The 23,513-nt window shown below is 72.4% G+C and carries 24 protein-coding genes and 1 pseudogene; 13 read left to right on the top strand and 12 right to left on the bottom strand.

Annotated features, from left to right (window positions below; genetic code table 11):
* Together ACIRDU_RS29255 and ACIRDU_RS29250 are read right to left on the bottom strand one after the other, a co-directional pair.
* The coding region (locus ACIRDU_RS29255; protein WP_403584735.1) for a maltotransferase domain-containing protein at positions 1–961 on the bottom strand (961 nt) is incomplete at its 3' end.
* 74 nt (positions 962–1,035) lie between these two features.
* Entirely contained in the window at positions 1,036–1,404 is a 369-nt protein-coding gene (locus ACIRDU_RS29250) for a DUF5133 domain-containing protein (RefSeq protein ID WP_403584732.1), read from the bottom strand.
* Positions 1,405–1,767: 363 nt separating this feature from the next.
* Here ACIRDU_RS29250 and ACIRDU_RS29245 point away from each other — a divergent pair, with 363 nt between their 5' ends.
* Both ACIRDU_RS29245 and glgX read left to right on the top strand, forming a co-directional pair.
* On the top strand, positions 1,768–2,280 hold the full coding sequence (locus ACIRDU_RS29245; protein WP_403584730.1) for a pep a2: 513 nt from the start codon (positions 1,768–1,770) through the stop codon (positions 2,278–2,280).
* The gene (gene glgX / locus ACIRDU_RS29240) at positions 2,277–4,430 is read left to right on the top strand and encodes a glycogen debranching protein GlgX (protein WP_403584727.1); all 2,154 of its coding nucleotides are present in this window, start codon (positions 2,277–2,279) and stop codon (positions 4,428–4,430) included. Before ACIRDU_RS29245 ends, glgX begins: the two co-directional genes overlap by 4 nt.
* Before the next feature lie 9 nt (positions 4,431–4,439).
* On the opposite strand, the gene ACIRDU_RS29235 is transcribed toward glgX, so the two are convergent.
* On the bottom strand, positions 4,440–5,243 hold the full coding sequence (locus ACIRDU_RS29235) for a VOC family protein (RefSeq protein WP_403584724.1): 804 nt from the start codon (positions 5,241–5,243) through the stop codon (positions 4,440–4,442).
* Positions 5,244–5,489: 246 nt separating this feature from the next.
* Here ACIRDU_RS29235 and ACIRDU_RS29230 point away from each other — a divergent pair, with 246 nt between their 5' ends.
* Positions 5,490–5,810: an ANTAR domain-containing protein gene (locus ACIRDU_RS29230; RefSeq protein ID WP_403584722.1), complete on the top strand. Its 321-nt coding sequence runs from the start codon at positions 5,490–5,492 to the stop codon at positions 5,808–5,810.
* Positions 5,811–5,847: 37 nt separating this feature from the next.
* Here the strand turns inward: ACIRDU_RS29230 and ACIRDU_RS29225 are convergent, their stop codons facing one another.
* Complete coding sequence (locus ACIRDU_RS29225) at positions 5,848–6,639, bottom strand: RNA polymerase sigma factor SigF (RefSeq protein WP_403584719.1); 792 nt, start codon at positions 6,637–6,639, stop codon at positions 5,848–5,850.
* Between the two features lie 289 nt (positions 6,640–6,928).
* On the opposite strand from ACIRDU_RS29225, the gene ACIRDU_RS29220 reads away from it, so the two are divergent.
* The 4 genes from ACIRDU_RS29220 (at position 6,929) to ACIRDU_RS29205 (ending at position 9,795) form a co-directional block, all read left to right on the top strand.
* Positions 6,929–7,384, top strand: coding sequence for a MarR family winged helix-turn-helix transcriptional regulator (locus ACIRDU_RS29220; RefSeq protein WP_403584717.1), 456 nt, complete (start codon positions 6,929–6,931; stop codon positions 7,382–7,384).
* Positions 7,381–8,262, top strand: coding sequence for an ABC transporter ATP-binding protein (locus ACIRDU_RS29215; protein ID WP_403584714.1), 882 nt, complete (start codon positions 7,381–7,383; stop codon positions 8,260–8,262). Before ACIRDU_RS29220 ends, ACIRDU_RS29215 begins: the two co-directional genes overlap by 4 nt.
* Positions 8,222–9,082, top strand: a complete 861-nt coding sequence (locus ACIRDU_RS29210) for an ABC transporter permease (protein ID WP_403584711.1) — start codon at positions 8,222–8,224, stop codon at positions 9,080–9,082. Before ACIRDU_RS29215 ends, ACIRDU_RS29210 begins: the two co-directional genes overlap by 41 nt.
* 191 nt (positions 9,083–9,273) lie before the next feature.
* Complete coding sequence (locus tag ACIRDU_RS29205) at positions 9,274–9,795, top strand: hypothetical protein (protein ID WP_403584709.1); 522 nt, start codon at positions 9,274–9,276, stop codon at positions 9,793–9,795.
* Between the two features lie 24 nt (positions 9,796–9,819).
* Here the strand turns inward: ACIRDU_RS29205 and hemC are convergent, their stop codons facing one another.
* The 3 genes from hemC to ligD form a co-directional block, all read right to left on the bottom strand.
* Positions 9,820–10,755, bottom strand: coding sequence for a hydroxymethylbilane synthase (hemC, locus tag ACIRDU_RS29200; protein ID WP_403584706.1), 936 nt, complete (start codon positions 10,753–10,755; stop codon positions 9,820–9,822).
* 149 nt (positions 10,756–10,904) lie between these two features.
* On the bottom strand, positions 10,905–11,678 hold the full coding sequence (locus ACIRDU_RS29195) for an NPP1 family protein (RefSeq protein WP_403584703.1): 774 nt from the start codon (positions 11,676–11,678) through the stop codon (positions 10,905–10,907).
* Positions 11,679–11,819: 141 nt separating this feature from the next.
* Positions 11,820–12,800 carry a non-homologous end-joining DNA ligase gene (gene ligD, locus ACIRDU_RS29190; protein WP_403584700.1) on the bottom strand — a complete coding sequence of 327 codons (981 nt, stop codon included), beginning with the start codon at positions 12,798–12,800 and terminating at the stop codon, positions 11,820–11,822.
* Here ligD and ACIRDU_RS29185 point away from each other — a divergent pair.
* Positions 12,775–13,325: pseudogene (locus ACIRDU_RS29185) on the top strand (MarR family winged helix-turn-helix transcriptional regulator). The gene ligD and the pseudogene ACIRDU_RS29185 sit on opposite strands and share 26 nt — an antisense overlap.
* Here ACIRDU_RS29185 and ACIRDU_RS29180 read toward each other — a convergent pair.
* Entirely contained in the window at positions 13,315–14,472 is a 1,158-nt protein-coding gene (locus tag ACIRDU_RS29180) for an MFS transporter (protein ID WP_403584760.1), read from the bottom strand. The pseudogene ACIRDU_RS29185 and the gene ACIRDU_RS29180 overlap by 11 nt on opposite strands.
* Positions 14,473–14,562: 90 nt before the next feature.
* On the opposite strand from ACIRDU_RS29180, the gene ACIRDU_RS29175 reads away from it, so the two are divergent.
* From ACIRDU_RS29175 to ACIRDU_RS29160, 4 genes are read left to right on the top strand one after another with little or no spacing between them, the layout of a single operon-like run.
* A complete protein-coding gene (locus ACIRDU_RS29175) occupies positions 14,563–15,324 on the top strand; it encodes an AraC family transcriptional regulator (RefSeq protein ID WP_403584698.1) in 762 nt (253 codons plus the stop codon).
* 50 nt (positions 15,325–15,374) lie between these two features.
* The gene (locus ACIRDU_RS29170; protein WP_033311794.1) at positions 15,375–15,755 is read left to right on the top strand and encodes a DoxX family protein; all 381 of its coding nucleotides are present in this window, start codon (positions 15,375–15,377) and stop codon (positions 15,753–15,755) included.
* On the top strand, positions 15,752–16,219 hold the full coding sequence (locus ACIRDU_RS29165; protein ID WP_403584696.1) for a peroxiredoxin: 468 nt from the start codon (positions 15,752–15,754) through the stop codon (positions 16,217–16,219). The genes ACIRDU_RS29170 and ACIRDU_RS29165 overlap by 4 nt, the downstream gene beginning before the upstream one ends.
* A gap of 60 nt (positions 16,220–16,279) precedes the next feature.
* Positions 16,280–18,622 (top strand): SpoIIE family protein phosphatase, encoded by a 2,343-nt coding sequence (locus tag ACIRDU_RS29160; RefSeq protein ID WP_403584693.1) that lies wholly within the window; start codon positions 16,280–16,282, stop codon positions 18,620–18,622.
* Positions 18,623–18,657: 35 nt separating this feature from the next.
* Here ACIRDU_RS29160 and ACIRDU_RS29155 read toward each other — a convergent pair whose 3' ends face one another.
* Together ACIRDU_RS29155 and ACIRDU_RS29150 are read right to left on the bottom strand one after the other, a co-directional pair.
* Positions 18,658–19,272 carry a DNA polymerase ligase N-terminal domain-containing protein gene (locus tag ACIRDU_RS29155; RefSeq protein ID WP_403584691.1) on the bottom strand — a complete coding sequence of 205 codons (615 nt, stop codon included), beginning with the start codon at positions 19,270–19,272 and terminating at the stop codon, positions 18,658–18,660.
* Between the two features lie 38 nt (positions 19,273–19,310).
* Complete coding sequence (locus tag ACIRDU_RS29150) at positions 19,311–20,141, bottom strand: aldo/keto reductase (protein WP_403584688.1); 831 nt, start codon at positions 20,139–20,141, stop codon at positions 19,311–19,313.
* Between the two features lie 109 nt (positions 20,142–20,250).
* Between ACIRDU_RS29150 and ACIRDU_RS29145 the strand changes: the two genes are divergently transcribed.
* Entirely contained in the window at positions 20,251–21,315 is a 1,065-nt protein-coding gene (locus ACIRDU_RS29145; RefSeq protein WP_403584758.1) for a LacI family DNA-binding transcriptional regulator, read from the top strand.
* Here the strand turns inward: ACIRDU_RS29145 and ACIRDU_RS29140 are convergent.
* Together ACIRDU_RS29140 and ACIRDU_RS29135 are read right to left on the bottom strand one after the other, a co-directional pair.
* Entirely contained in the window at positions 21,278–22,654 is a 1,377-nt protein-coding gene (locus tag ACIRDU_RS29140; protein WP_403584686.1) for a glycoside hydrolase family 32 protein, read from the bottom strand. The genes ACIRDU_RS29145 and ACIRDU_RS29140 overlap by 38 nt on opposite strands.
* Positions 22,651–23,505 carry a carbohydrate ABC transporter permease gene (locus ACIRDU_RS29135; protein ID WP_403584682.1) on the bottom strand — a complete coding sequence of 285 codons (855 nt, stop codon included), beginning with the start codon at positions 23,503–23,505 and terminating at the stop codon, positions 22,651–22,653. Before ACIRDU_RS29135 ends, ACIRDU_RS29140 begins: the two co-directional genes overlap by 4 nt.
* Between the last annotated feature and the right edge of the window lie 8 nt (positions 23,506–23,513).

Here is a 23,513-nt window from a genome sequence, read left to right as displayed (position 1 = left end):
CCCACGGATGGTCCGGGGAGCACTGCAACGCGAAGTCCAGCGCCACCTCCATGCCCAGCTCCCGCGCCCGCTCGACGAACCAGACGAAGTCCTCCGGGCTGCCCAGATCCGGGTGCACCGCGTCGTGCCCGCCCTCCGGCGAGCCGATCGCCCACGGCACACCGACGTCGTCCGGCCCGGGGGAGAGGGTGTTGTTCTTCCCCTTGCGGAAGGTGGTGCCGATGGGGTGGATCGGCGGCAGGTACACCACGTCGAAACCCATCGCCGCGATCGCCGGCAGCCTGCGCGCGGCCGTGCGGAACGTGCCGTGCGGCTGCTCGGGGGTGCCCTCCGAACGCGGGAAGAACTCGTACCAGGAGCCGTACAACGCCCGCTCCCGCTCCACCAGCAGCGGCAGCGGCTCGGACGTGGAGACCAGATCCCGCAGCGGATGCCGGCCGAGGACCTCGTCCACCTCCGGCGTCAGCGCCGCCGCGAACCGGGCCGCCGTGGGCAGCGAGTCGTCGCGCAGGCTTGTCGCCGCGGCGAGCAGCACGTCGCGGCCGGCTTCCTTCGGTACGCCGGCCGCTGCCCGCTCGTACAGTTCCGCGCCCTCTTCCAGGACCAGGCCCGGGTCGATGCCCGCCGGGATCTTGATGCCCGCCGTGTGGCGCCAGGTGGCCACCGGATCGCTCCAGGCCTCCACGCGGTACGACCAGCGGCCGACGGCGTTCGGGGTGACCTCGGCGCCCCAGCGGTCGCTGCCGGGGGCGAGTTCACGCATCGGCGTCCACGGGCCCGGGCGGCCCTCGGGGTCCTTCAGGACGACATTGGCGGCCACCGCGTCGTGCCCCTCGCGGAACACGGTGGCGGTGACCTCGAACGTCTCACCCACGACCGCCTTCACCGGCCGGTTGCCGCTCTCCACGGCCGGGCGGACGTCCCGTACCGGGATACGGCCGATGGCCCGGGTCCTACGCATGGTCCTCACCTCCACCGTGCTCGAAAGCCGGGCCCGCGGGGCCCGGTCAGGGGACGACATGTGCGGGAAGGCCGTCACCTTCCCGCCGTGGATCTCCGCTCGGCAGCCGGGGATCTGCGCTCCGCCGCCGGGGGTCTTCGTCTGACCGCCGTGGCCGGACGAGGCCGGTCGTTCGGTTCCTGCAGACAGGTGACGTGCTGCTCCTGCAGGCACGTGATCTGCTGTTCCTCCAGATAGGTGACCTGGTTCGTGCGCAGGTACCGTTCGGCCGCGTCCGCCGCCTCCCGCGCGCACCGCTTGCCCATCAGCACGCAGAGCGTGTAGCCGGAGTCCTCGAACGTGGTCCGCACCGTGCGGTCGTTCGGTGCCGCGAGCATCACGCGTTCCCAGGCCCGGTAACGCCGCAACTGCCGGGCGACTTCGGCTTTGGCGGGTAGCAGCATGGCACCGATCACCTTTCGGGGCTCGAGGGACACGGTCTCCCGACGGTCGGACGGCGGCCGCGCGCACAGCGACACGGATCCGTAACGGCGATCGAGTTCTTCACACATGGTGCACTTGTGGCGACGCAGCGTCTTGTTGGATCTTCAATCAGTGGTGGCGTTCATGGGCCGTTCGGGCCATCGCGGCCCGCTCACTTGTGTGCTCCACCGTCTCAACCGTGCGCTCATGTTGCACGAACGGGCTAGCACCCTCACGCTGAGGGTGACTCAGAAGCGAAAGGCGCTCACGTTCCGTGTTCGGGGCTCGTCCCGCAGGACCGCGGGAACGAGGAGGAGCTGAGCTTCGCGGTGAGGAGCCGACCGATGAAGACCGCAGTGCCCTGCTACTACCACCTCGACGTGGAAGTCAGCCCGGAACGGGTGGGACAGGTCAGCCGCATTCTGGCCGCTCACCTGAAGTTCTGGGACCTGGACAACCTGGTCGAGCCCGTCTGCGGCGGTGCCGAGATGCTGCTCAAGGCCATCGACGAACACGCCACGGACAAGAACACGTCGATCGAGATGTGGTGGAACGGGCAGCACCTGATCACCGCCATCGGGGACAACGACCGCGCCCTGCGCCCGGACCAGGAGCTGCGAGGCTGCCTCGAGCACCTCGCGGCGATGAGCGACGGCTGGGGCTGCTGCGCCACCGAGACCGGCAGCAAGGTCATCTGGTTCTCCCAGCGCGCCCGCGCCGGCGAACGCGTCCCGCTGGTGCCCACGGCTCCCGCCCCGCGCGAGAGCGAGGGCCTCGACGTGCCCCGCGAGGAGCGGGTCGCGCAGCTGGCCGGACCGGCCAGTACGCCGGGCGAGGTCCTGGAGGAGGCTCGGTGACCCGCCGGCAGACTCGGAAAGGGGTGCCCGCCTGGAGCGGGCGCCCCTATCCGCTGGGTGCGGCCTACGACGGGGAGGGCACCAACTTCGCGCTCTTCAGCGAGGTCGCCGAACGCGTCGAGCTGGTCCTCGTCGACGACGACGGCGCCCATACCCAGGTGCCGCTGAACGAGGTCGACGGCTTCGTGTGGCACGGCTACCTCCCCGGCGTCGGTCCCGGCCAGCGCTACGGCTACCGGGTGCACGGGCCGTGGGCCCCGGCCGCCGGCCACCGCTGCAACCCGGCGAAACTGCTGCTCGATCCGTACGCCCGCGCGGTGGACGGGCAGATCGACAACCACCCCTCGCTCTACGAGCGCAACCCGGACGGCCCCGACCCGGCCGACAGCGCCGGGCACACCATGCTCGGCGTGGTGACCGACCCGGCCTTCGACTGGGGCGACGACGCCCGGCCCGGCCGGCCCTACGCCGACACGGTGATCTACGAGGCCCACGTCAAGGGCATGACCCGCACCCATCCTGAGGTGCCCGAGGAACTCCGGGGCACCTACGCGGGGCTGGCACACCCCGCGGTGGTCGAGCACCTGACCTCCCTGGGCGTCACGGCCGTGGAGCTGATGCCGGTCCACCAGTTCGTGCACGACGGGGTGCTGCACGACCGCGGCCTGGCCAATTACTGGGGCTACAACACCATCGGCTTCTTCGCACCCCACAACGGCTACGCCGCCCACGGCACGGGCGGGGAGCAGGTCGCCGAGTTCAAGCAGATGGTGAAGACCCTGCACGCGGCCGGGCTCGAAGTGATCCTCGACGTGGTCTACAACCACACCGCCGAGGGCAACGAGATGGGCCCCACCCTGTCCTTCCGCGGGATCGACAACTGCTCGTACTACCGCTTGGTCGACGGCGACTGGAAGCACTACTACGACACCACCGGCACCGGCAACAGCCTGCTGATGCGGCATCCCTACGTCCTTCAGCTGATCATGGACTCGCTGCGGTACTGGGTGACCGAGATGCACATCGACGGCTTCCGCTTCGACCTAGCGGCGACCCTCGCCCGGCAGTTCCACGAGGTGGACCGGTTGTCGGCGTTCTTCGACCTCATCCAGCAGGACCCGGTGATCAGCCGCGTCAAGCTGATCGCCGAGCCGTGGGACGTCGGCGAGGGCGGCTACCAGGTGGGCAACTTCCCGCCGCTGTGGTCGGAGTGGAACGGCATGTACCGCGACGCGGTCCGCGACTTCTGGCGCGGCGAGGACCACACGCTCGGCGAGTTCGCCTCCCGGCTCACGGGCTCCTCCGACCTGTACCAGCACAGCAGGCGCCGGCCTCGCGCCAGCGTCAACTTCGTCACCGCGCACGACGGCTTCACCCTGCGCGACCTCGTCTCCTACAACGACAAGCACAACGAGGACAACGGCGAGGACAACCAGGACGGCGAGAGCACCAACCGGTCCTGGAACTGCGGCGCCGAGGGCGCGACCCGCGATCCGGCGGTGCTGGAGCTGCGCGGGCGGCAGCAGCGCAACTTCCTCGCCACGCTGCTGCTGTCCCAGGGCATCCCGATGCTCTCCCACGGCGACGAACTCGGGCGCACCCAGGGCGGCAACAACAACGCCTACTGCCAGGACAACGAGATCTCCTGGATCGACTGGCGGCTCACCGGGGAGCAACGCGACCTGCTGGAGTTCACCAGGTACGTCATCAGGCTGCGCACGGGGCACCCCGTGCTGCGCCGGCGCCGCTTCTTCCTCGGCGAGACCCGGACCCGAGCGGACCAGCCGCTGCCCGACCTGGTGTGGCTGGCGCCGGACGCCGGCGAGATGACCGACGACGACTGGCAGCGCGGCGACGCGCACTCCGTCGGCGTCTTCCTCAACGGCGACGCCATCGCCGAACCCGACCCGCGCGGCCGCCCGGTCGTCGACGACTCGTTCCTCGTGCTCTTCAACAGCCACTGGGAACCGGTCGACTTCCGCCTCCCGAACGCCTCCTACGGCGAACGCTGGAGGGCCCTCCTCGACACGGCCGACCCGGAGGGCACGCCCGACGAGTCGGAGCACAAGGCGGGCACGGGCCTCACCGTCGGGGCCCGCAGCCTGGTCCTGCTGTCCCGGCCGTCCCGGGCGACGCGCGAGAAGGAGTGACCGGGGGAGTCAGTGGTCGCGGCGCGCAGTCACCGTGAACTGCGCGCCGTCATGGTCCCGCAGCACCGCCTCGTCGCTGCCCTTGGACAGCACGCTGCCGCCGTGGAGTTCCGCCGCCCGGGCGCAGGCCTCCACGTCGTCGACGGAGAAGTGGACCTGCCAGTGCGGCCGGATCGCGGGGTCGGGGGCCGCCTCCAGGGCGCCCGACTCGATCCGGGCGACCACGTCCCCGCGGCTGCGCAGCACGACCTCGCCGCCCTCGTAGTGGACCTCGCAGCAGCCGGGCCGCTGGGACGCCCAGTCGAGGACCTCGCCGTAGAAGATCGCCGCGTCGAAGGCGTCACGGGTGTGGAGTGTGATGAAGGCCGGCTGCGCGTTGCGCCAGGTCTCCCAGTCGGTGAAGAGGTCGCCCTCCCAGATGCCGAAGGTCGCCCCGTCGCGGTCGGCCAGCAGCGCCGCCCGCCCCGGCGGCAGCGAGATCGGCCCGACCGCGACCGTGCCCATGCGCTCCTGCACCCGCGCCACCGCGTCGTCCGCACTGCGCACCGCGAAGTACGGCGTCCACGCCACCGCCATCTGCCACATCGTCGCCACCCCGGCGATCCCGGCCACGGGCGAGCCGTCCGCCAGCGCGATCCGGAACCGGTCGCCGAGCTTGGCCGGCCGCCACTGCCAGCCCAGCACGGCACCGTAGAACTCCTCGGTCGCCTTGACGTCCCGGCTGGTCAGGCTCACCCAGCAGGGCGCCCCGAACACGGAGTGTGATGAGACGACGTCCTTCGTGCGGGAGGGAGTGGGCATGTCGTGGTTCATGGCAGTCGCGTCCTGATCTCGTCGGCCTGGCAGCCACCGGAGGATTGACACCAGTGTCCAACCGGAACCGCTGTGGGCGCCTGTCGAGTACCCCGGCGGCGGCCCCGAAACGGCATCCGGCCTGGTCCGCCCCGGTGGCACCGGGCGGTCCGAGTGACGACGATGGAGGGGTCGGACACTGCGTCAAGGTACTCAAGCACCCGGTGGCGCCTCGGGGACAGCGGCGCACCGGACCCGGAGGTGACCATGCCCACGGACGGGGGCTCGGATCGGATCTTCGAGCTGCAGGAAGAGGTCCAGCAGCTGAAGGAGGCGGTCGCCTCCCACGCGGTCGTGGACCAGGCGATCGGGATGGTCGTCGCGCTCGGCCGGATCTCCCCCGACCAGGGGTGGTCCGTACTGAAGGAGGTCTCCCAGCACACCAACATCAAGCTGCGCAACGTCGCGGAGCTCATCCTCGTCTGGGGGCGCACGGGCGTGATGCCGCAGGAGATCAGGGTCGCGCTGGAAGACGCCCTCGACCGTGCCGGACCGACGCAGATCCCCGGTGCGCCGCCGGAGGCGTGATCCCCGGCGGCACGCGGAACCAGGTCTTCCCCCGGCTTCACCGGGTCTCGGTCAGCAGTTCCTCACGCAGATGGGCGAAGCAGCCGCTGAGCAACCGGGAGACGTGCATCTGCGAGATGCCGAGCTGCTCCGCTATGCGGCTCTGCGTCATGCCCTTGAAGAACCGCAGATAGAGGATGATCCGCTCGCGCTCCGGCAGTGCCTCCAGACAGGGCCTGACGGCCACGCGGTTGACGACGATGTCGAAGGCCGGATCGGGCCCGCCGATCGCGTCCCCGAGGGCGTAGCCGTCGGTCCCGGGCATCTCCGCCTCCAGCGAGAGCGCGGAGAAGCACTCCAGGGCCTCCATGCCGGTGCGCACCTCACCCTCGGTGAGCTGGGCGTACTCGGCGATCTCGGCGACCGTGGGGGAGCGGCCCGGCGTGGTCTGCGACAGCTCCTTGGCCGCATGCCGCACCCGGTTGCGCAGGTCCTGAACCCGGCGGGGTACGTGCAGTGTCCACATGTGGTCGCGGAAGTGGCGCTTGATCTCGCCGGTGACCGTCGGCACGGCGTACGCCTCGAAGGCGTTGCCGCGGGCCGGGTCGTAGTGGTCGACGGCCTTCACCAGGCCGAGAGCCGCCACCTGGTACAGGTCCTCGAGGGCCTCGCCACGGCCCCGGAAGCGGACGGCGATCCGCTCGGCCATGGGGAGCCAGGCCTCGACCAGCTCGTCCCGCAGGGCCTTGCGCTCGGGTCCCTCGGGCAGCCGCACGAGACGCGCGAACGCCGCGGCGGTGTCGGGGGCGTCGTCGTGGGGGTGCGTTCGGGTGCTGCCGGCGATACGCATGGTGCGCACCTCCCTGAGCAGGTGCTGAATGGACAGACACCGTGGGAGCGCGGACTCGGGCCTCAGGAGAGCACCGGGGGCCCGGCCTACCGGCTCCCACGCACGTGCCTCCTGTCCGAAGCACTTCCCTGCCCCTTCCCGGGCAGGGGCATAGCGAAACAATTAAGACAATACGGCAATCGGGCGGCCCGGGCTCCCTCAGGTCCGCTGTCCCACCCGGGGCATCTCTTGACCTGCCTTGACCGCGCCTTGGGCCGATTAGCTCTGTTACAGAGCTAATCTCGGCCGCATGGAGCCGGAGACCTTCCCCGAAGAGCTGGCCGACGCGCTCGTCGGCGTCCAGCGGCTGATCCGGCGGCGCCTGCGGCGGCAGATGCCCGACCCGCGGCTGCGCGGAGCCGAGGTGGAACTGCTGCGTCTGGTGGTGGCACGCCCCGGCATCGGCATCTCGGACGCGGCCAAGGATCTCGGTCTGGCGGCCAACTCCGTGTCCACCCTGGTCAATCAGCTGGCGGGGGCGGGCTACCTGGTCCGCGAGACGGACCCGGCCGACCGGCGGGCCGCCCGGCTGCTGCCCACCGCCGCCGCCCGGACACGGCTGCACGAGTGGCGACGCCGCCGCGCCGAACTCGTCCGCAGCCGGCTGTCGCGCCTCGACGAGGCGGACCGCCGGGTGCTGCACGCGGCGCTCCCGGCCCTGCGCAAGCTGGCCGACACCTTGCACGAGGAGGCCGAGGAGTCATGACGACGGACACCGCCCCACCCCGGGCCGACGGGAGCGCCCCACTCGGAGCCGACGCCGTCGCCTGCACCGGGCTCACCTACGCCTTCGGCGGCCACAACGCCGTGGACGGCCTCGATCTCACCGTCCGCCAGGGCGAGGTCTTCGGGCTGCTCGGTCCCAACGGCGCCGGCAAGACCACCGCCATCCGCTGCATCACCACCCTGCTGCCCGTGCCCGCCGGCCTGGTCCGTGTCTTCGGCCACGACGCCGCCGGGGACCGCATGGCCGTACGCCGGCTGCTCGGCTACGTACCGCAGCAACTGTCCGCGGACGCCGCACTCACCGGGCGGGAGAACGTCGCCCTGTTCGCCCGCGTCTTCGACGTGTCCCGCGCCGAACGCGCCGAGCGCGTCGCACAGGCCCTGGCCGCGGTCGACCTCGCCGACGCCGCCGACCGGCTGGCCGCCACCTACTCCGGCGGCATGGTCCGCCGGCTCGAACTGGCCCAGGCCCTGGTCAGCGCCCCGCGCCTGCTGATCCTCGACGAGCCCACCATCGGCCTCGACCCGATCGCCCGCACCGGTGTGTGGGAGCACATCGGCGCCGTGCGCGCGGCCACCGGCATGACCGTGCTCGTGACCACCCACTACATGGACGAGGCCGACCAGTACTGCGACCGGGTCGCCCTGATGCACCGCGGCCGGATCCGGGCCCTCGGCACCCCGGCCGAGCTCAGGGAGGGACTCGGCGCCCGCCGCCGCGCCGCGGGCGCGGCCCCGGACACGCTGCCCACGCTGGAGGACGTCTTCCGGAACGTGGCCGGCAGCGGTCTCGACGACGAGGCAGGAGATTTCCGCGATGTCCGAAGCACCCGCCGCACCGCGCGCCGTGTCGGCTGACCCCGCCCGCGGCCACGGCATCGACCTGCTGCTGAAACCCCCGGCACCCCGCGCCGGTTGGCGGCTGCTGCCCGCCCGCGTCGGCGCGATGTGCGCGGTCGAACTGCAGAAGCTGCGCCACGACCGCACCGAGCTCTACACCCGTGCGATCCAGCCGGCCCTCTGGCTGCTGATCTTCGGTCAGACCTTCACCAGGATCAAGGCGATCCCCACCGGCGGCATCCCCTACGTCGACTACCTGGCGCCCGGCATCATCGCCCAGTCCGCGATGTTCATCGCCATCTTCTACGGCATCCAGATCATCTGGGAGCGCGACGCCGGAGTCCTCAACAAGCTCCTCGTCACCCCGACCCCGCGGTCGGCACTGATCACCGGCAAGGCCTTCGCGGCCGGGGTGAAGTCGCTCGTCCAGGCCGTCGTCGTCCTCGTCATCGCCGCCGTGCTCGGCGTGGCCCTGACCTGGAACCCGCTCAAGCTGCCGGCCGTCGCGGCGATCGTCGTCCTCGGCTCGGCCTTCTTCTCCTGCCTGTCGATGACCATCGCCGGCATCGTCCTCAGCCGCGACCGCCTCATGGGCATCGGGCAGGCGATCACCATGCCGCTGTTCTTCGGCTCCAACGCCCTGTATCCGGTGTCCGTGATGCCGGACTGGCTCCAGACCGTCAGCAAGGCCAACCCGCTCAGCTACGAGGTCGACGCCCTGCGCGGCCTGCTCCTCGGCACCCCCCATCATCTGGCGTCCGACTTCGCGGTGCTGTTCGTCGCCGCCGCGCTCGGCGTCACCGCCGCCTCGGCTCTGCTGGGCCGGCTGGCCCGTTGATCTTCACTCGTGGAAGTGATGTGCGGCACGCCTGGGCAAGCGCTTTCCCCGATGGTTTCCGGATAACCGCTGGGCACGGCTTGATCACCGATCAAAAAGGATGAACTGCCTGGCCACAGCGCATTCTGCTCATTTGACAGTGCGCTGAGACCACAGATAGGAAGCAGCTTCCAGAGGTCGAGAGGTGCAGCGTGTACGAGCCGAACGTGGTCGGGGACTGGCAGGAGTACGACGAGCATGCCGGTCTGCGCGTCCGCGTCCACCGTCTGGAACTGGCCGAGCCGCCCCGCGGCCGGGACGACGCCGCGGCCGGGCTGACCTATTTCTGCCTCCGCGTCACGGTCGAGAACCGCGGCAGCCGCCACCTCGGCGTCCACCTCGAGGACGGCCAGATCGACGTCCGGCTCGGCCCGGACGGGGAGAGCGCCTTCATCGACTGGCGCAACTCGCAGTTCATCGAGGGGTTCGACGTCTACCCACTGCGCCGGGCCACCGCCGTGCTGTACGCGGCCGGCGCCGAGGCGTCCCTGGGCCTCGTGGACGTCCAGGTGCAGTTGCGGGTCGAGGAGGAGTGGACCGACCGCCGGCTGTGGGCGGGCGGTATCGGTGCGCAGGAGGGCCCTGCCGGGGCCCAGCAGGGCCCGGTGCGGGACAGCCTGGCGCACCAGGTGAGCGTCTTCCTGCGGGATCAGGCGGAGGAAGGCACCGCCTGATCCCGTGTCAGGGCGTCGGGGAGGTCAGTGCGGGATGCCGTCGATGATCTCGCGGGCACCCTGACGCAGCAGGGCCACGGCGACCGAGGTGCCGAGCGTGGCCGGGTCGAGCCTGCCCGCCCACTCGTGGGCGTTGAGCCGGGTCTTGCCGTCCGGGGTGAACACACAGGCCCGCAGGGACAGTTCGCCGCTGCGGTCCACGTGCGCGAACCCGGCGATGGGGCTGTTGCAGTGCCCTTGGAGCACATGCAGGAACATGCGCTCGGCGGTGGTCTCCCGGTGGGTGTCCGGGTCGCCGAGACCGCTCACCGCGTCGATCAGCGCGGTGTCGTCCTCACGGCACTGCAGCGCCAGCACACCCGCGCCGATGGGCGGCATCATCGTCTCGGTCGAGAGGATCTCGCTGATCACGTCCTCGCGGCCGATGCGCTCCAGGCCGGAGACCGCGAGCAGCAGGGCGTCCGCCTCTCCGGCGGCCAGTTTCGCCAGGCGCCGGTTGGCGTTGCCCCGGAACGGCACGCACTCCAGGTGGGGGTGCGTGGCGGCCAGTTGCGCGACCCGGCGCACCGAGGAGGTGCCGATCCGCGTCCCGGCCGGCAGTTCGTCCAGGGTGAGCCCGCCCGGGTGGATCAGGGCGTCGCGGATGTCGTCCCGCTCGAGGAACGCGGCGAACACCGTGCCCGCCGGGAGCGGCCGGTCGGCGGGCACGTCCTTCACGCAGTGCACCGCGAGGTCGGCCTCGCCGGCCAGCAGCGCCGCGTCGACCTCCTTGGTGAACGCGCCCTTGCCCTCGACCTGGGACAGGTCGCCCATCCACTTGTCGCCGGTGGTCTTCACCGGGACGACCTCGGTGCGCACTCCGGGATGGGCGGCGGCCAGCTCGGTCCTGACGCGCTCCACCTGGGCGAGGGCCATGGGGGAGTCGCGGGAGACGATGCGGATCAGTTCGGGGACGGACATGCGGACACGATAGACCCTTCCGCGGGAGCGTCGATGCCGTACCTCCCCCGACTGCTCGGCATCGGGCGTCAGTTCGGGACGAGTGGATCACTCGGTTACGGCCCGGACCGGTTCGGCAGGCGGGCCGGGGCCTGTCGGGTCCGGTGCCGTCAGGCGTACGGGTCGAAGGCGATGCCGGAGGGCTTGGCGGATGCCAGGTGGTTGGCGAAGTTGGCGTCCTTCAGGCCGAAGTTGGCGCTGCCGAAGTTGTACGACGTGAGCTTGTCGCGCACTCCGGCGGGGTAGCCGTTCCAGCCGACCAGCGCCGGGTACTGCCAGGTGTGCTCGTGGTTCTCCGGCGGCTCGTCGTTGGAGTTGGCCGCGCGGAAGCAGTGCGTGCGGACGCCGTCCTTGTGGTAGACGATCTTCGCGTGCGTGCCGTCGAAGCGGATCGCGGACGCCGCGTGCACGGTGAACCCGCCGTGGTTGGACGTCGACACGTACTTGACCTGGTTGTCCTGCACGAACACCGCGACGTGCTCGAAGTCGTGCCGGTGGCCGCCGATGCTGCTGCCGGCCACGGCCTGGTCCTTCTCGAAGTAGAGGGCGTACAGGATGGCGCACCAGCCGTTGTTGCACTTGGAACGCGCGTAGCCGTTGGTGTTGTCGAGGTCGGACGCGTCGCGGCAGTTGCCGTTCAGGGCGCCGGTCGGGTTCAGTCCGCCGTTCACGGTGCCGTCCGGGCCGATCGCGGGCGTGGAGTAGCAGCCGTCGGTGTCGTAGTCGTAGGCGGGCTGGTACGTCTGCTCCAGCGCGTCCGCGTTGGCGGGCAGTGCCGACGGCGGTGCCGCGAAGGCCGTGGCGGGGAACGCGAGGACGAGGGCGGCGGCACCGGCAGCTCCGGTGAGCCATCTCCTGCGGTGGGTGAACGGGCGTGACGACACTGCGTCCTCCTTGGTCCGGGCGCAGCCCAACGGCTGTGGGGGAAAGGGAGGTTCAGCTTCCAGGTTGAACGCGTCCATGCCAAGAGGGGTGGAGGATCCCGGGGGTGAATCACAGCCCAACAGTTGGAGCCTGCCGTCGTTTCAGACCAGGTCGTCCGGGATGTCGGCCGCCGCCTCCTCGGGCGCGAGATCCGGGCGCAGTCGCAGCCAGGACGGCTGCCGCAACAGCCCCTCCCGGGTGCGGGTGCTGTAACGGACCTCGCCGACCAGGCGGGGCACGACCCAGTGCGCGCCGGGAGCACGCGGGGCGGGGTGGAAGGGGCAGACGTCGGTCGCGGCGGCCCGCAGCAGCCCGGCGAGCTCGGTGCGTTCGGCCTCGCTCCAGCCGGTGCCCACGCTCCCGACGTAGCGCAGCCGCCCCGCGGCACGCTGGCCGACCAGCACCGCGCCGGGCAGGCCGGTGAGCCGTCCCTTGCCGGGCTGCCAGCCGCCGACCAGGACGTCCTCGGTGCGCATGTTGCGGATCTTGATCCAGGCCCGCGAGCGCACCCCCGGTTCGTACACCGAGTCCAGCCGCTTGCAGACCAGGCCCTCGAGGCCGTGCTCCTGGGTGGCGCGCAGGGCCTCGGCGCCATGGCCGACGAGTGCGCGCGGGGTCGACCAGGAGGGCCCGGTGAGGCCGAGGTCCTCCAGTGCCGCGCGGCGCCGCGTGTAGGGGAGGCGGAGGAGGGAGTGGTTCGCCAGGTGCATCAGGTCGAACAGCACGAGTTGGACGGGTACTTCCGCCGCCCGTCGCGCGGCCCGGGCGGGCGCGTGGGCCAGGCCCATGCGGGACTGGAGCAACTGGAAGTTCGCGCGGCCCTGTTCGTCCAGGGCCAGGATCTCCCCGTCCAGCACGGCGGGCGTGGTGCCGAGGGCGGTTCCCAGCGGCCGGAGTTCGGGGTAGGCGGCCGTGATGTCGTCCCCGGAGCGGGCCCGCAGCAGCACGCTGCCGTCCCCGGGCAGATAGACCACCACGCGCTGGCCGTCCTGCTTGGTCTCGTAGGCCCAGCGCGCGTCCTGCGCGGCGGGCGGCAGGGTGCCGGACGTGGCGAGCATGGGCGGGATCAGCGGCAGGTCCACGGGTGAGGTGTCGACGCATCGGCGCACCGCCACGCGTGTTGTGCGGCTGTTTCCCCTGAACGGCGCCGACAGCCGGCCGGCAGCGGCCCTCGGGCACGAGCGGCTGATGGCCCTGGCGGGCGTGCCGCTCGACCGTGCCGCCGCCGCGCTGCTACGGCAGATCGCCGACTCCGAGCCGCTGCGGCCGGGGGAGCTCGCCGCCCGGCTGGGCGTGGAGGCCTCGCACGTCACGCGCACGGTGCAGCAGTTGCAGAAGTCCGGGTCGTCACCCGCGTCCCCGACCCGGACGACCGTCGCGCCCAGCGCATCGAACTCACCGACGCCGGCGGGGAGGCCATCGCCAAGGTCCGCGCCGCCGGGGTCCACGGCCTGCAGATGGCCCTCTCGGACTGGTCCGCCGGAGAGCTGCGCCGGCTCGCGACGCTCTTCCACCGCATGGTCGACGACTTCCTCGCCCATGCCGTCGACGACGAACCCGAACCCCGGTCCTCGATGGGCCGTGCCGGAGCCCCCGTCACCGCGTGACCGGGTTCTGTGGATCCTTCCGTTCCACGACCGCCGTTCCCGGTGGCGCGGGCTCGCGCAGCCCGCACAGCAGTAGCCGGCCCAGCGCGGGCAGGGCGATGAGCGGCAGCAGAGCCGTGTGGAGGGATGTCGCGTCGGCCAGTGCTCCGAGCGCGGGGGCCGCCAGGCCGCCGACGCTCACCGTCAGGCCCAGCGTGACCCCGCTCGCGGTGCCCACCCGTCCGGGCAGGAAGTCCTGGCCCAGCGTGATGTGCAGCGAGAACGGCACGTACAGGCCCGCCGACGTCAGCGCCACGAACAGGTACACCGCCGGCCCGGGCACCAGCAGCAGACCGGCCACGGCCGGGACCGTCAGGGCGTACGACCGGCGCACCACCGCCATCCGCCCGTACCGCTCGGCCAGCCGGCTCCCGGCCAGCGTGCCGATCGCCCCGCCCGCGTAGAGCACGAACAGGGCCGCCGTACCGGCCGCCTCCCCGCCACCGGTGCGCTCCCGCACGAAGAGGGTGACGAACGTGCTCAGGCCGACGAACACCACGGAGCGGCAGACCACGGCCCCGGACAGCCGCAGGAACGAACCCCAGGCGTCCTCCCCGGCGGTGGCGGACGCACCGGCGCTCCTCGCGCCGGACCCGGCCGAGCGCACGGCCGCCGCACACAGCGCCGCCCCCGCCAGGGCGGGGACGGCCAGCAGGGGAGAGGCCCGCAGCCCGCCCGTGGCGCCCACGGCGAAGACCAGCAGGGGCGCCAGGGCGAAACCGGCGTTGCCGCCGAAGGAGAACCAGCCCATCGCCGTGTGCCGGCCGTGCGCGACGGCCCGCGCCACCCGGGCGGCCTCCGGGTGGTAGGCGGCCACGCCCACCCCCGACACCGCCATCACCGCCAGGGTCAGCGCATACGAGCCGGTCACCCCGCTCAGGGCGACGCCCGCCCCGGCCGTCAGCGCGCTCAGCGGCAGCAGCCACGGCATCGCCCACCGGTCGGTGAGCACCCCGAACAGCGGCTGCACCAGCGACGACAGCAGCGACGCCGCCAGGACGACACCCGAAGCGGCGGCATAGGAGTAGGCACGCTCGGCGACGAAGTACGGAACCAGGGCGGCCACGGCCCCCTGGTAGACATCCACGCAGGCGTGTCCCAGGGACATCAGGGCGACGGGTCGGTCGTGTCTCGAAGCGGTCACCCGCCGATCGTCGTCCGCGGTACACCTGGCCCGCTTCCGATAATCTGCCTGACTGTGCCGAAGATCCGCCACACCCCCACGGCCCCGACCCGCGCCCAGCGGCTGACCGCCGGCGACCGCATCGACGCGCACCGGCACGACGACCACCAGATCGTCTACGCGGGCTCCGGCGTCGTCGCCGTCACCACCGACGCCGGCACCTGGTTCGCCCCCGGCACCCGCGCCATCTGGGTCCCGGCCGGCACCGTGCACGCCCACCGCGCCCACGGCCGGCTCGACCTGCACCTCGTCGGACTGCCCGCCGACGACAACCCCCTCGGCCTCGACCGCCCGGCCGTCCTCGCCGTCAGCCCGCTGCTGCGCGAGCTGATCCTCGCCTACACCCGCGACCCCGGCGACGACAGCCCCGAGCGCCGCCGGCTGCGCGCCGTCCTGCGCGACCAGCTCCGGGTCTCGCCCGGGCAGCCGCTGCGCCTGCCCACTGCCGCCGACCCACGCCTGGCAGCCGTCTGCGCGCTCGTGCACGCCGACCCGGCCGACGCCCGCACCCTCGCCGAACTCGGCGCCGCGACCGGGGTGGGGGAACGGACCCTCAGCCGGCTCTTCCGCGGCGAGTTCGGCATGACGTTCCCCCAGTGGCGCACCCAGTCCCGGCTCTACCACGCCCTGCGGATGCTGGCCGACGGCCTGCCCGTCACCACCGTGGCCCACCGCTGCGGCTGGTCCTCCGCCAGCGCCTTCATCGACGTCTTCCGCCGCTCCTTCGGCTACACGCCTGGCCGTCGTCACCGGCGCTCCCCGGCCCCGGCGAACTGACCCGTCTACCGTCCGGTAATAATGCGCGGCAGGCCTTCAGAGGAGGAACCGTGCCCCGGTCCGAACGCTCACCCTTGCTGCTCGCCGGCCTCCTGGCCACCGCGGGAGTCGCCCACTTCGCCACCCCACGCCCGTTCGACGCGACCATCCCGCGCGGCCTGCCCGGCACGCCAAGGGCCTGGACCTACGCGAGCGGCGCCGCCGAGCTCGCGCTGGCCGCCGGCCTGGCGCTGCCACGCACGCGCAAGGCCGCCGCGCTGGCCACGGCGGCCTTCTTCGTCGGGGTGTTCCCGGCCAACGTCAAGATGGCCGCCGACTGGCGCCACCGCCCCACGCCGCAGAAGGCCGCCGCGTTCGGACGCCTGCCCCTCCAGGTTCCCCTCGTGCTCTGGGCCCGCGGTGTCGCCCGGAACGCGGAGGGCAGGTCGTGACCGCGCGCGTGGAGAGGGGGGACAAGGCCGAGGACTTCTCCCTGCCCGACGAGACGGGCACCCTCCGCAGCCTGTCCGGGCTGCTCGCCGAGGGCCCGGTCGTGCTCTTCTTCTACCCGGCCGCCCTGACCCCCGGCTGCACCGCCCAGGCCTGCCACTTCCGCGACCTCGCCACCGAGTTCGCCGCCGTCGGAGCACGCCCCGTCGGCATCAGCGGCGACGCGGTCGAGCGGCAGCAGGAGTTCGCCGGACGGCACGGTCTCGGCATGCCGCTGCTGTCCGACGCCGACGGCGCCGTTCGCGAGCGGTTCGGGGTGAAGCGGGGGTTCTCCCTGGCGCCCACCAAGCGCACCACCTTCGTCATCGCGCGGGACCGCACCGTCCTCGACGTCGTACGCAGCGAACTACGCATGAACGCGCACGCCGACCGGGCGCTCGCCGTGCTGCGCACCCACCGGGCCTGACACTGTCACGAATGCCCTGTCGCGGTTGATAGAGGGCGGCAAAGGGATGATCCTGGACGAATGGAGGACGCCTCCGCTGCTGCGATCATCGACGCCCGCGGCTTTGTGACGGGGTGGAGCGAGGGTGCCCGGCGGCTGACCGGCTACCCGCCCGGTGAGGCCCTGGGCAGGGCCGTACGGGAGCTGCTCGCCGAGGCCGTGCCGCCCGAGGCGGTGTCCGCGCGGTCCGGCACCGTCATGGTGCGCCATCGCGACGGCTATCTCGTCGGGCTCCGTGTCAGAGCCTGCGCCGTGACGGGCCCGGACGGTGAAGCGGGCGGATATGTGATCACCGCCGCGTCGCCCGGCCGCGGGGAGACGTCCCTCGCGGGCCGCGCCTTCCAGCAGGCGTCCATGTCGATGTCCGTCTTCGACACCAGCCAGCGCTACCTCCGGCTCAATGACGCCGCCTGCCATGTGATGGGCGTGTCCGAGGAGACGCTGCTCGGCCGGCACTTCCCGGAGACCGTGGAGGAGGCGGAGCACAGCCGCGGCTTCAACTGGCACCTGCGGCACGTCGTCGAGACCGGCCGGCCGCTGCGGTACGAGAGCTACACCGGCGCACCGGCCCTCAACCGGGAGCACGCCTGGGTCACCGAGATGTGGCCGGTCCGGGACGCCGCCGGCGAGCTTGTCGGGACCGCCCTGGCCGCGTTCGACAGCACCGAGCAGTACTGGGCGCGCCAGCGGCTGGCCCTGCTGAACCAGGCCGCGGCCGCCATCGGCACCACCCTCGACGTGGTCCGCACGGCCGAGGAGCTGATCGAGGTCGTGGTGCCCCGGTTCGCGGACTTCGCGAGCGTGGACCTGTTCGACTGGGTCCTCGGCGCGGACGAGGCGCCCACGGCGTCGGCCGCGGAGATCACGCTGCGGCGGGTCGCCCACGGCTCCGTCACCGAGGGCACCCCGGAGGCCGCCGTCCATCTGGGAGAAGTGGACGTCTACCCCTCGTTCTCGCCGATCTCGCGGGCCATGCGGGAGGGCCGGGCCATCCTCAGCCAGGCGGGGGAGCCGGCGTTCATGCGCTGGGTCGCCGAGCGCAACACGCGCGCTCCGGAAGGACGCCCTTACCGCAAGGGCGTCCATTCGATGATGGCCGTACCGCTGCGGGCCCGCGGCACCACGCTCGGTGTCGCCGTGGCCGTGCGCGTGGCGCAGCCCGACGACTACGCCGAAGACGACGCCGTGTTCGCCGAGGAGCTCGCCAGCCGGGCCGCGGTCTGCGTCGACAACGCCCGCCGTTTCGCCCGCGAACGCACCACCGCCCTCGCCCTCCAGCACAGCCTGCTGCCGCGGGGCCTGCCCGGCCAGGCCGCCGTCCAGGTCGCCCACCGCTACCTGCCCTCCGGCTCGGCGGCCGGCATCGGCGGTGACTGGTTCGACGTGATCCCGCTGTCCGGCAGCCGCGTCGCGCTGGTGGTCGGGGACGTCGTGGGGCACGGCATTCCCTCCACCGCGACGATGGGCCGGCTGGTCACGGCCGTCCGGACCCTCGCCGACGTGGACCTGCCACCGGACGAGCTCCTCACCCACCTCGACGACCTGGTCACCCATCTCGCCTCCGACGACCAGGGCGACGAGGTCGCCGAGCTCGGCGCGACCTGCCTCTACGCCGTCTACGACCCCGTCGCACGCCGACTGAACCTGGCCGCCGCCGGGCACCCCGCGCCCGCCCTGGTGCTGCCCGACGGATCGACCCGGCTGATCCCCATGAGCGCGGGGCCCCCGCTGGGCGTGGGAGGGCTGCCGTTCGAGGCGACGGAGCTCCAGCTGCCCGAGGGCTCCGTCGTCGCCCTCTACACCGACGGGCTCATCGAGGACCGAGACCGCGACGTCGACCACGCCACCGCGGAACTGTGCCGGGCCCTGACCGTGCCCGCCGACTCGCTGGACGCCCTGTGCGACACCGTGCTGAAGGCCGTACTGCCGGAGGAGCCCGGCGACGACGTGGCCCTGCTGCTGGCCCGTACCCGGGCGCTGGGCGCCGATCAGGTCGCCACCTGGGACGTCACGCCCGACCCCGCGGAGGTGGCCGCCACCCGGCAGGCCGCCACCGACCAGCTCACCGCCTGGGGCCTGGACGAGACGGCCTTCGTCACCGAACTCGTCGTCAGCGAGCTGGTCACCAACGCCATCCGGTACGGCGCCCCGCCCATCCAGCTCCGCCTCATCCGCGACCAGACCCTCATCTGCGAAGTGTCGGACGGCAGTTCCACCTCCCCGCACCTGCGGCGGGCGCACCAGGACGACGAGGGCGGCCGCGGTCTGCTGCTCGTCGCCCAGCTCACTCAGCGCTGGGGCAGCCGGCAGACCACCCGGGGCAAGACGATCTGGTGCGAACAGTCCCTCACCCCGCTGTTCTGACCGGCCCGCTCGCGCGGCGCCCCGCGCTGATGCCCTCACTCCCCGGCCGCGTCCGACGCGACCTGGGCGAGTGTGCGGCCGGACTTGGCCGAGCGGGCCCGACGGGGATCGGGGGCCCCGTGCGTCCGGGCCGTGCCCCCGGCCCGTTTCACGAGCAGCCAGGCCTCCTCGCCGTCGCCGCTCCGACCGCTGCGGAACCGGGTCAGGGCGTACTCGCCGTGCAGTTTGGAACCGCTCAGCCGGAACGTGGCGTGCCCTCGCTCCAGCGACTCCGCGAAGTCGACGGGCCGGCCCTCGCGGTCGTGGGACAGCGGCTCGTACGTGCCGTGGTCCCAGACGATGACCGTGCCGCCGCCGTACTCGCCGCGGGGGATCACGCCCTCGAACTCCTCGTACTCCAGCGGATGGTCCTCCGTGGGCACGGCCAGCCGCTTGTCCTTCGGGTCCGCCGAGGGGCCCTTGGGGATCGACCAGGACTTCAGCACGTCGTCCACCTGCAACCGGAAGTCGAAGTGCATCGTGCTCGCGTCGTGGATCTGCACCACGAACCGGGGCTCGTCCCCGGCCGACGCGCCGCGTCCCCGGGGCTCGCCGGTCCGGTCGAAGTCGCGCTTGCCGCGGTAGTCCCGCAGCCGGTCCCGCTCAGCCACCTGCGGCTCCTTCCTGTTTCGCGCGCCCCGGGTACCCGTCAGAACTCCTCGTGCACCTCGGGGTCCCCACCGGCCCGCCGGTGCGTCCGGTCCGCGACGGCCCGCATCTCGTCCTCGCTCAGCTCGAAGCCGAAGACGTCGAGGTTGGAGCGCTGCCGCTCGGGGTTGGCCGACTTCGGGATGGGCACCGCGCCCAGCTGGGTGTGCCAGCGCAGCACGACCTGCCCCGCCGTCACCCCGTGGGCCTCGGCGATCCGCGCCACGGCCGGGTCGTCCAGCAGGGGCGTGCCCCGGCCCAGCGGGCTCCAGCTCTCGGTGGCGATGCCCTTGCCCGCGTGGAAGGCGCGCAGGTCGTCCTGCGGCAGGAAGGGGTGCAGCTCGATCTGGTTCACGCAGGGCAGTACCCCGGTCTCCTTCTCCAGCCGCTCGATGTGCCCGGCCGTGAAGTTCGAGACGCCGATCGACCTGACGAGCCCCTCCTCGCGCAGCTTGATCATGGCCTTCCACGAGTCGACGTACCGGTCCACGCGTGGCAGCGGCCAGTGGATCAGGTACAGGTCGACGTACTCCAGGCCCAGGCGGGCCCGGGACTCCTCGAAGGAGGCGAGGGTCTCCTCGTAGCCGTGGTGCCGGCCCGGGAGCTTCGTCGTCACGACGATCTCCTCACGCGGCGCCATGCCGGAGGCCACGGCACGGCCGACCCCCGTCTCGTTGCGGTAGTTCGTCGCCGTGTCGATCAGGCGGTAGCCCGCCTCCAGGGCCGAGAGGACCGCCTGCTGCGCCTCGTCGTCGCCGAGCGGCCAGGTGCCCAGGCCGAGGGCGGGGAGCGTCGTACCGTCGTTGAGCGTGTGCGTCGGGATGCTGATCACCGTCGGACCTTCCCGTTGATGGTGCGTGCGACTGTGTCGTCCCTCCAGCGTCACGGATAGGGTGAGCAATGATCAACCGGACAGGTGGGGGATGAGGACGGCGGACGGCATGGGCAGCGCCGAGGAGAAGCCGGCGACGGGGTCGGGACGTCCCACCTCGCGGGACGTCGCACGGCTCGCCGGCGTGTCGCACACCGCCGTGTCCTTCGTGTTCAACGGCCGCGCCGCCGGCAACCTCTCGCCCGCCACGCAGGAACGCATCCGGCAGGCCGCCACCCAGCTCGGCTACCGGCCCGACCCCGTCGCCCGCGGCCTGCGCCGCAGCCGTACGGCCGTGATCGGCCTGGTCACCGACGAGATCGCCTCCTCGCCGTTCGCGGGCCGGCTGTTGCGCGGCGCCATGGACACCGCCTGGGCGGGCGGGCACCTGGTCCTCACCGTCGACTCCGGCGGCGACCCGGCCAAGGAGGACGCGGCGGTCGCCGAACTCCTCGACCGGCGCGTCGACGGCATCATCTACGCGGCCATGTCCCTGCGCAGCGTCCGTGTCCCCGAGGGCCTGCACCGCACCCACTCCGTCCTGGCCAACTGCCTGCCCGAGGACGATTCGCTGCCCGCCGTCATCCCCGCCGAGCGTGCCGGCGGCCGCACGGCGGCCCGGCTGCTGCTGGAGCAGGGGCACCGGCGGGTCGCGCTCGTCGGCGGGCAGGACGACATCGCCTCGGTCGAGCGGCTGCGCGGCTTCCGCGACGCGCTGCGCGCCGAGGGCATCACCGTCCCCCGGGGCTGGGTCGTACGGACCGGAGGGGAGATTTCCAGCGGCCACGAGGGCGCCACGCGCCTCCTCGACGGCGTCCCGCCCGAGGAGCGGCCCACCGGGATCTTCGCCTACAACGACCGGGTCGCGGCGGGCGTCCTGCACGCCGCGACCCGGATCGGCATCGCCGTCCCCGGCGACTTGTCCGTGGTGGGCTACGACGACCAGGAGCACATGGCCGCCCACCTCGCGCCGCCCCTCACCACCGTCGCGCTGCCCCACCGGGCGATGGGGGAGGCTGCCGCGCGGCTGCTCCTCGACTCCATCGCCACGGGCCGGACACCGCCCGCCACCGTGCGGCGCCTGGCCTGCCCGGTGATCAGCCGCGCGTCGGTGGGACCAGCGCCCATCCGGTGACGGACGCGCCGGGCGTCACGGTCAGCTCCCGCGTGTCGTCCGCGCGTTGATAGACGCGCTCGGTGACCGTGGCCCGGTCGCCGACGAACAGTTCGTACAGCGAGCCGTCGACGAGGACGCGGACCGTGAGCTCCTCCTGCGGCGGTACGCGGACGACGACGGGTTCCGCCGCTTCCCTGCGGGGCCAGTCGCTCCGGTCCAGGGTCACGGTGCCCTCTCCCGGATCCAGACGGACCGTCAGCTCGGCACCCGAGGCCGACCTCAGCAGGCTCACCGTGGCGCGGGAGCGGGCGCTGACCGTCAGGTCGCAGGCCGCCGGCAGCGTGGCCCGGCCCGGGGCGGTGACGAACGGCTCGGCGGCCCGCAGCCCGTGCAGTTCCGGCGCCGGGGTCACGCGCAGCGCCCCGTCCGGGTGGACGTCGACGACACGGGGAGCGGTGAGGACACCGGCCCAGTCGGCCGCGCCCGGCTCGCGGGCCTCCCACGACCAGCCCCACATCAGGGCGCGGTCCGGCTCCTGGAGCACGGCGGGCGCGTAGAAGTCGCGGCCGTGGTCGAGCACGCCGCCCGTGCGGGCGGAGAAGCGCAGGTCCGTGTCCAGGCGGCCGGTCAGGTAACCGGTGGTCCACGGGTGACCGTCCCACAGCGACACGACCAGCACCCACTCGCCGCCCTGCGCGGCGTACAGCTGCGGGCACTCCCAGCCGGTCGCCCGGCCACCGAACGCGGCCCGGGCGGCCGGGTCATGGCCGTCCAGCAGGACTCCCGCGAACCGCCAGTCGGCCAGGTCGTCACAGTCGTAGAGGAGGACCGACGGCGTGCCGTCGGCGTGACCCGCGCCGACCAGGGCCCAGCGGCGTCCGTCGTGCCGGAAGACGAACGGGTCGCGGAACATCACCACGTCCAGATCCTCGGGCGGACCGGTGACCACCGGCGTGGGCAGCGGCGTCCACTCGGCGAGCGCGGGATCGTCCGGGTCCGCCGCCCGGGCCAGGCAGATCGTGCCGAGCCCGGTGTGGTCGCGGTCGACCCCGGTGTAGACGGCCGTCGGCACACCCCCGTCGTCGACCACGCACCCCGACCAGCAGCCCGCCTCGTCCGGGCCGCCCGGGGTCGGGGTGAGCGCGATCGGATGGTGCTCCCAGTGGGCGAGGTCGGGGCTGGAGGCGTGACCCCAGTGGACATTGGCGTGCACCGGGGCGTCCGGGTTGTGCTGGTAGAAGAGGTGATGGCGGCCGCGCCAGCGGAAGGGGCCGTTGGGGTCGTTCATCCAGTTGGCGGGCGGGCGGACCCGGAAGCGCGGGGCGTGCGGGTCCTGCGGGGGAGCGGCGAGGCTCAACGGTTGACTCCTGCGGACGTGATGCCCTCACGCAGAGGGCGCTGGCCGACGACGAACACGGCGACGGCGGGAATCATGGAGAGGACGACACCGGCGAGCACCACGGAGATGGAACCGGTGCCGAGGTTGCCCTGGAGGGAGACGAGCCCCAGCGGCAACGTGTAGTTCTGGCCCGACGTCTCGAGGATCAGCGGCCGGAAGAACTCGTTCCAGTGGTAGTTGAAGGCCAGGACGCCGACGATCGCGAGGCCGGGCGCGGCCAGCGGGGCGTACACGGACCGGAAGGTCCGCCAGGGCCCGGCCCCGTCCAGCATCGCCGCCTCGCCGAGGTCCTTGGGCATGCCCAGGAAGTACTGGCGCATCAGGAAGGTGCCGAACGCGGTGGGAAAGGCCGGGATGATCAGCCCGAGCAGGGTGTCGGTCAGGCTCATCGACTTCAGCACCAGGAACACCGGCACGATGGTGACCTGCAACGGCACCATCATCGTCGCCAGCACCAGGCCGAACAGCGGCTTCTTGAAGCGGAACTCCAGCCGGGCGAAGGCGTATCCGGCGAGCCCGGCCGTGATCATCTGGCCGACCGCGATCAGGCCTGTGACCAGAGTGGAGTTCAGCGCCAGCAGCCAGACGTCGATCTGGTCGAACACCCCCCGATATGCCTCGGTGGAGGGGTTCGACGGAATGAGCTGCGGCGGCAGGTCGAACGCCTCGGCCGGAGTGCGCAGCGAGGTCGAGACCGTCCACACCACCGGGCCGAGGGTGAGCAGCGCGCACACGGCGAGGCCGGCGATCCGCGCCCACGGCGCGAGCCCGTGCCGCACACGGCTGGAGGACAGGGTTGCTTGGCTCATGGGAAGAC

The organism is Streptomyces sp. NPDC093598, assembly GCF_044764825.1.
Taxonomy (GTDB): Bacteria; Actinomycetota; Actinomycetes; order Streptomycetales; family Streptomycetaceae; genus Streptomyces.
The sequence above is the reverse complement of the archived record's forward strand: the minus strand, read 5'-3'. Positions and strand labels throughout refer to the sequence as shown.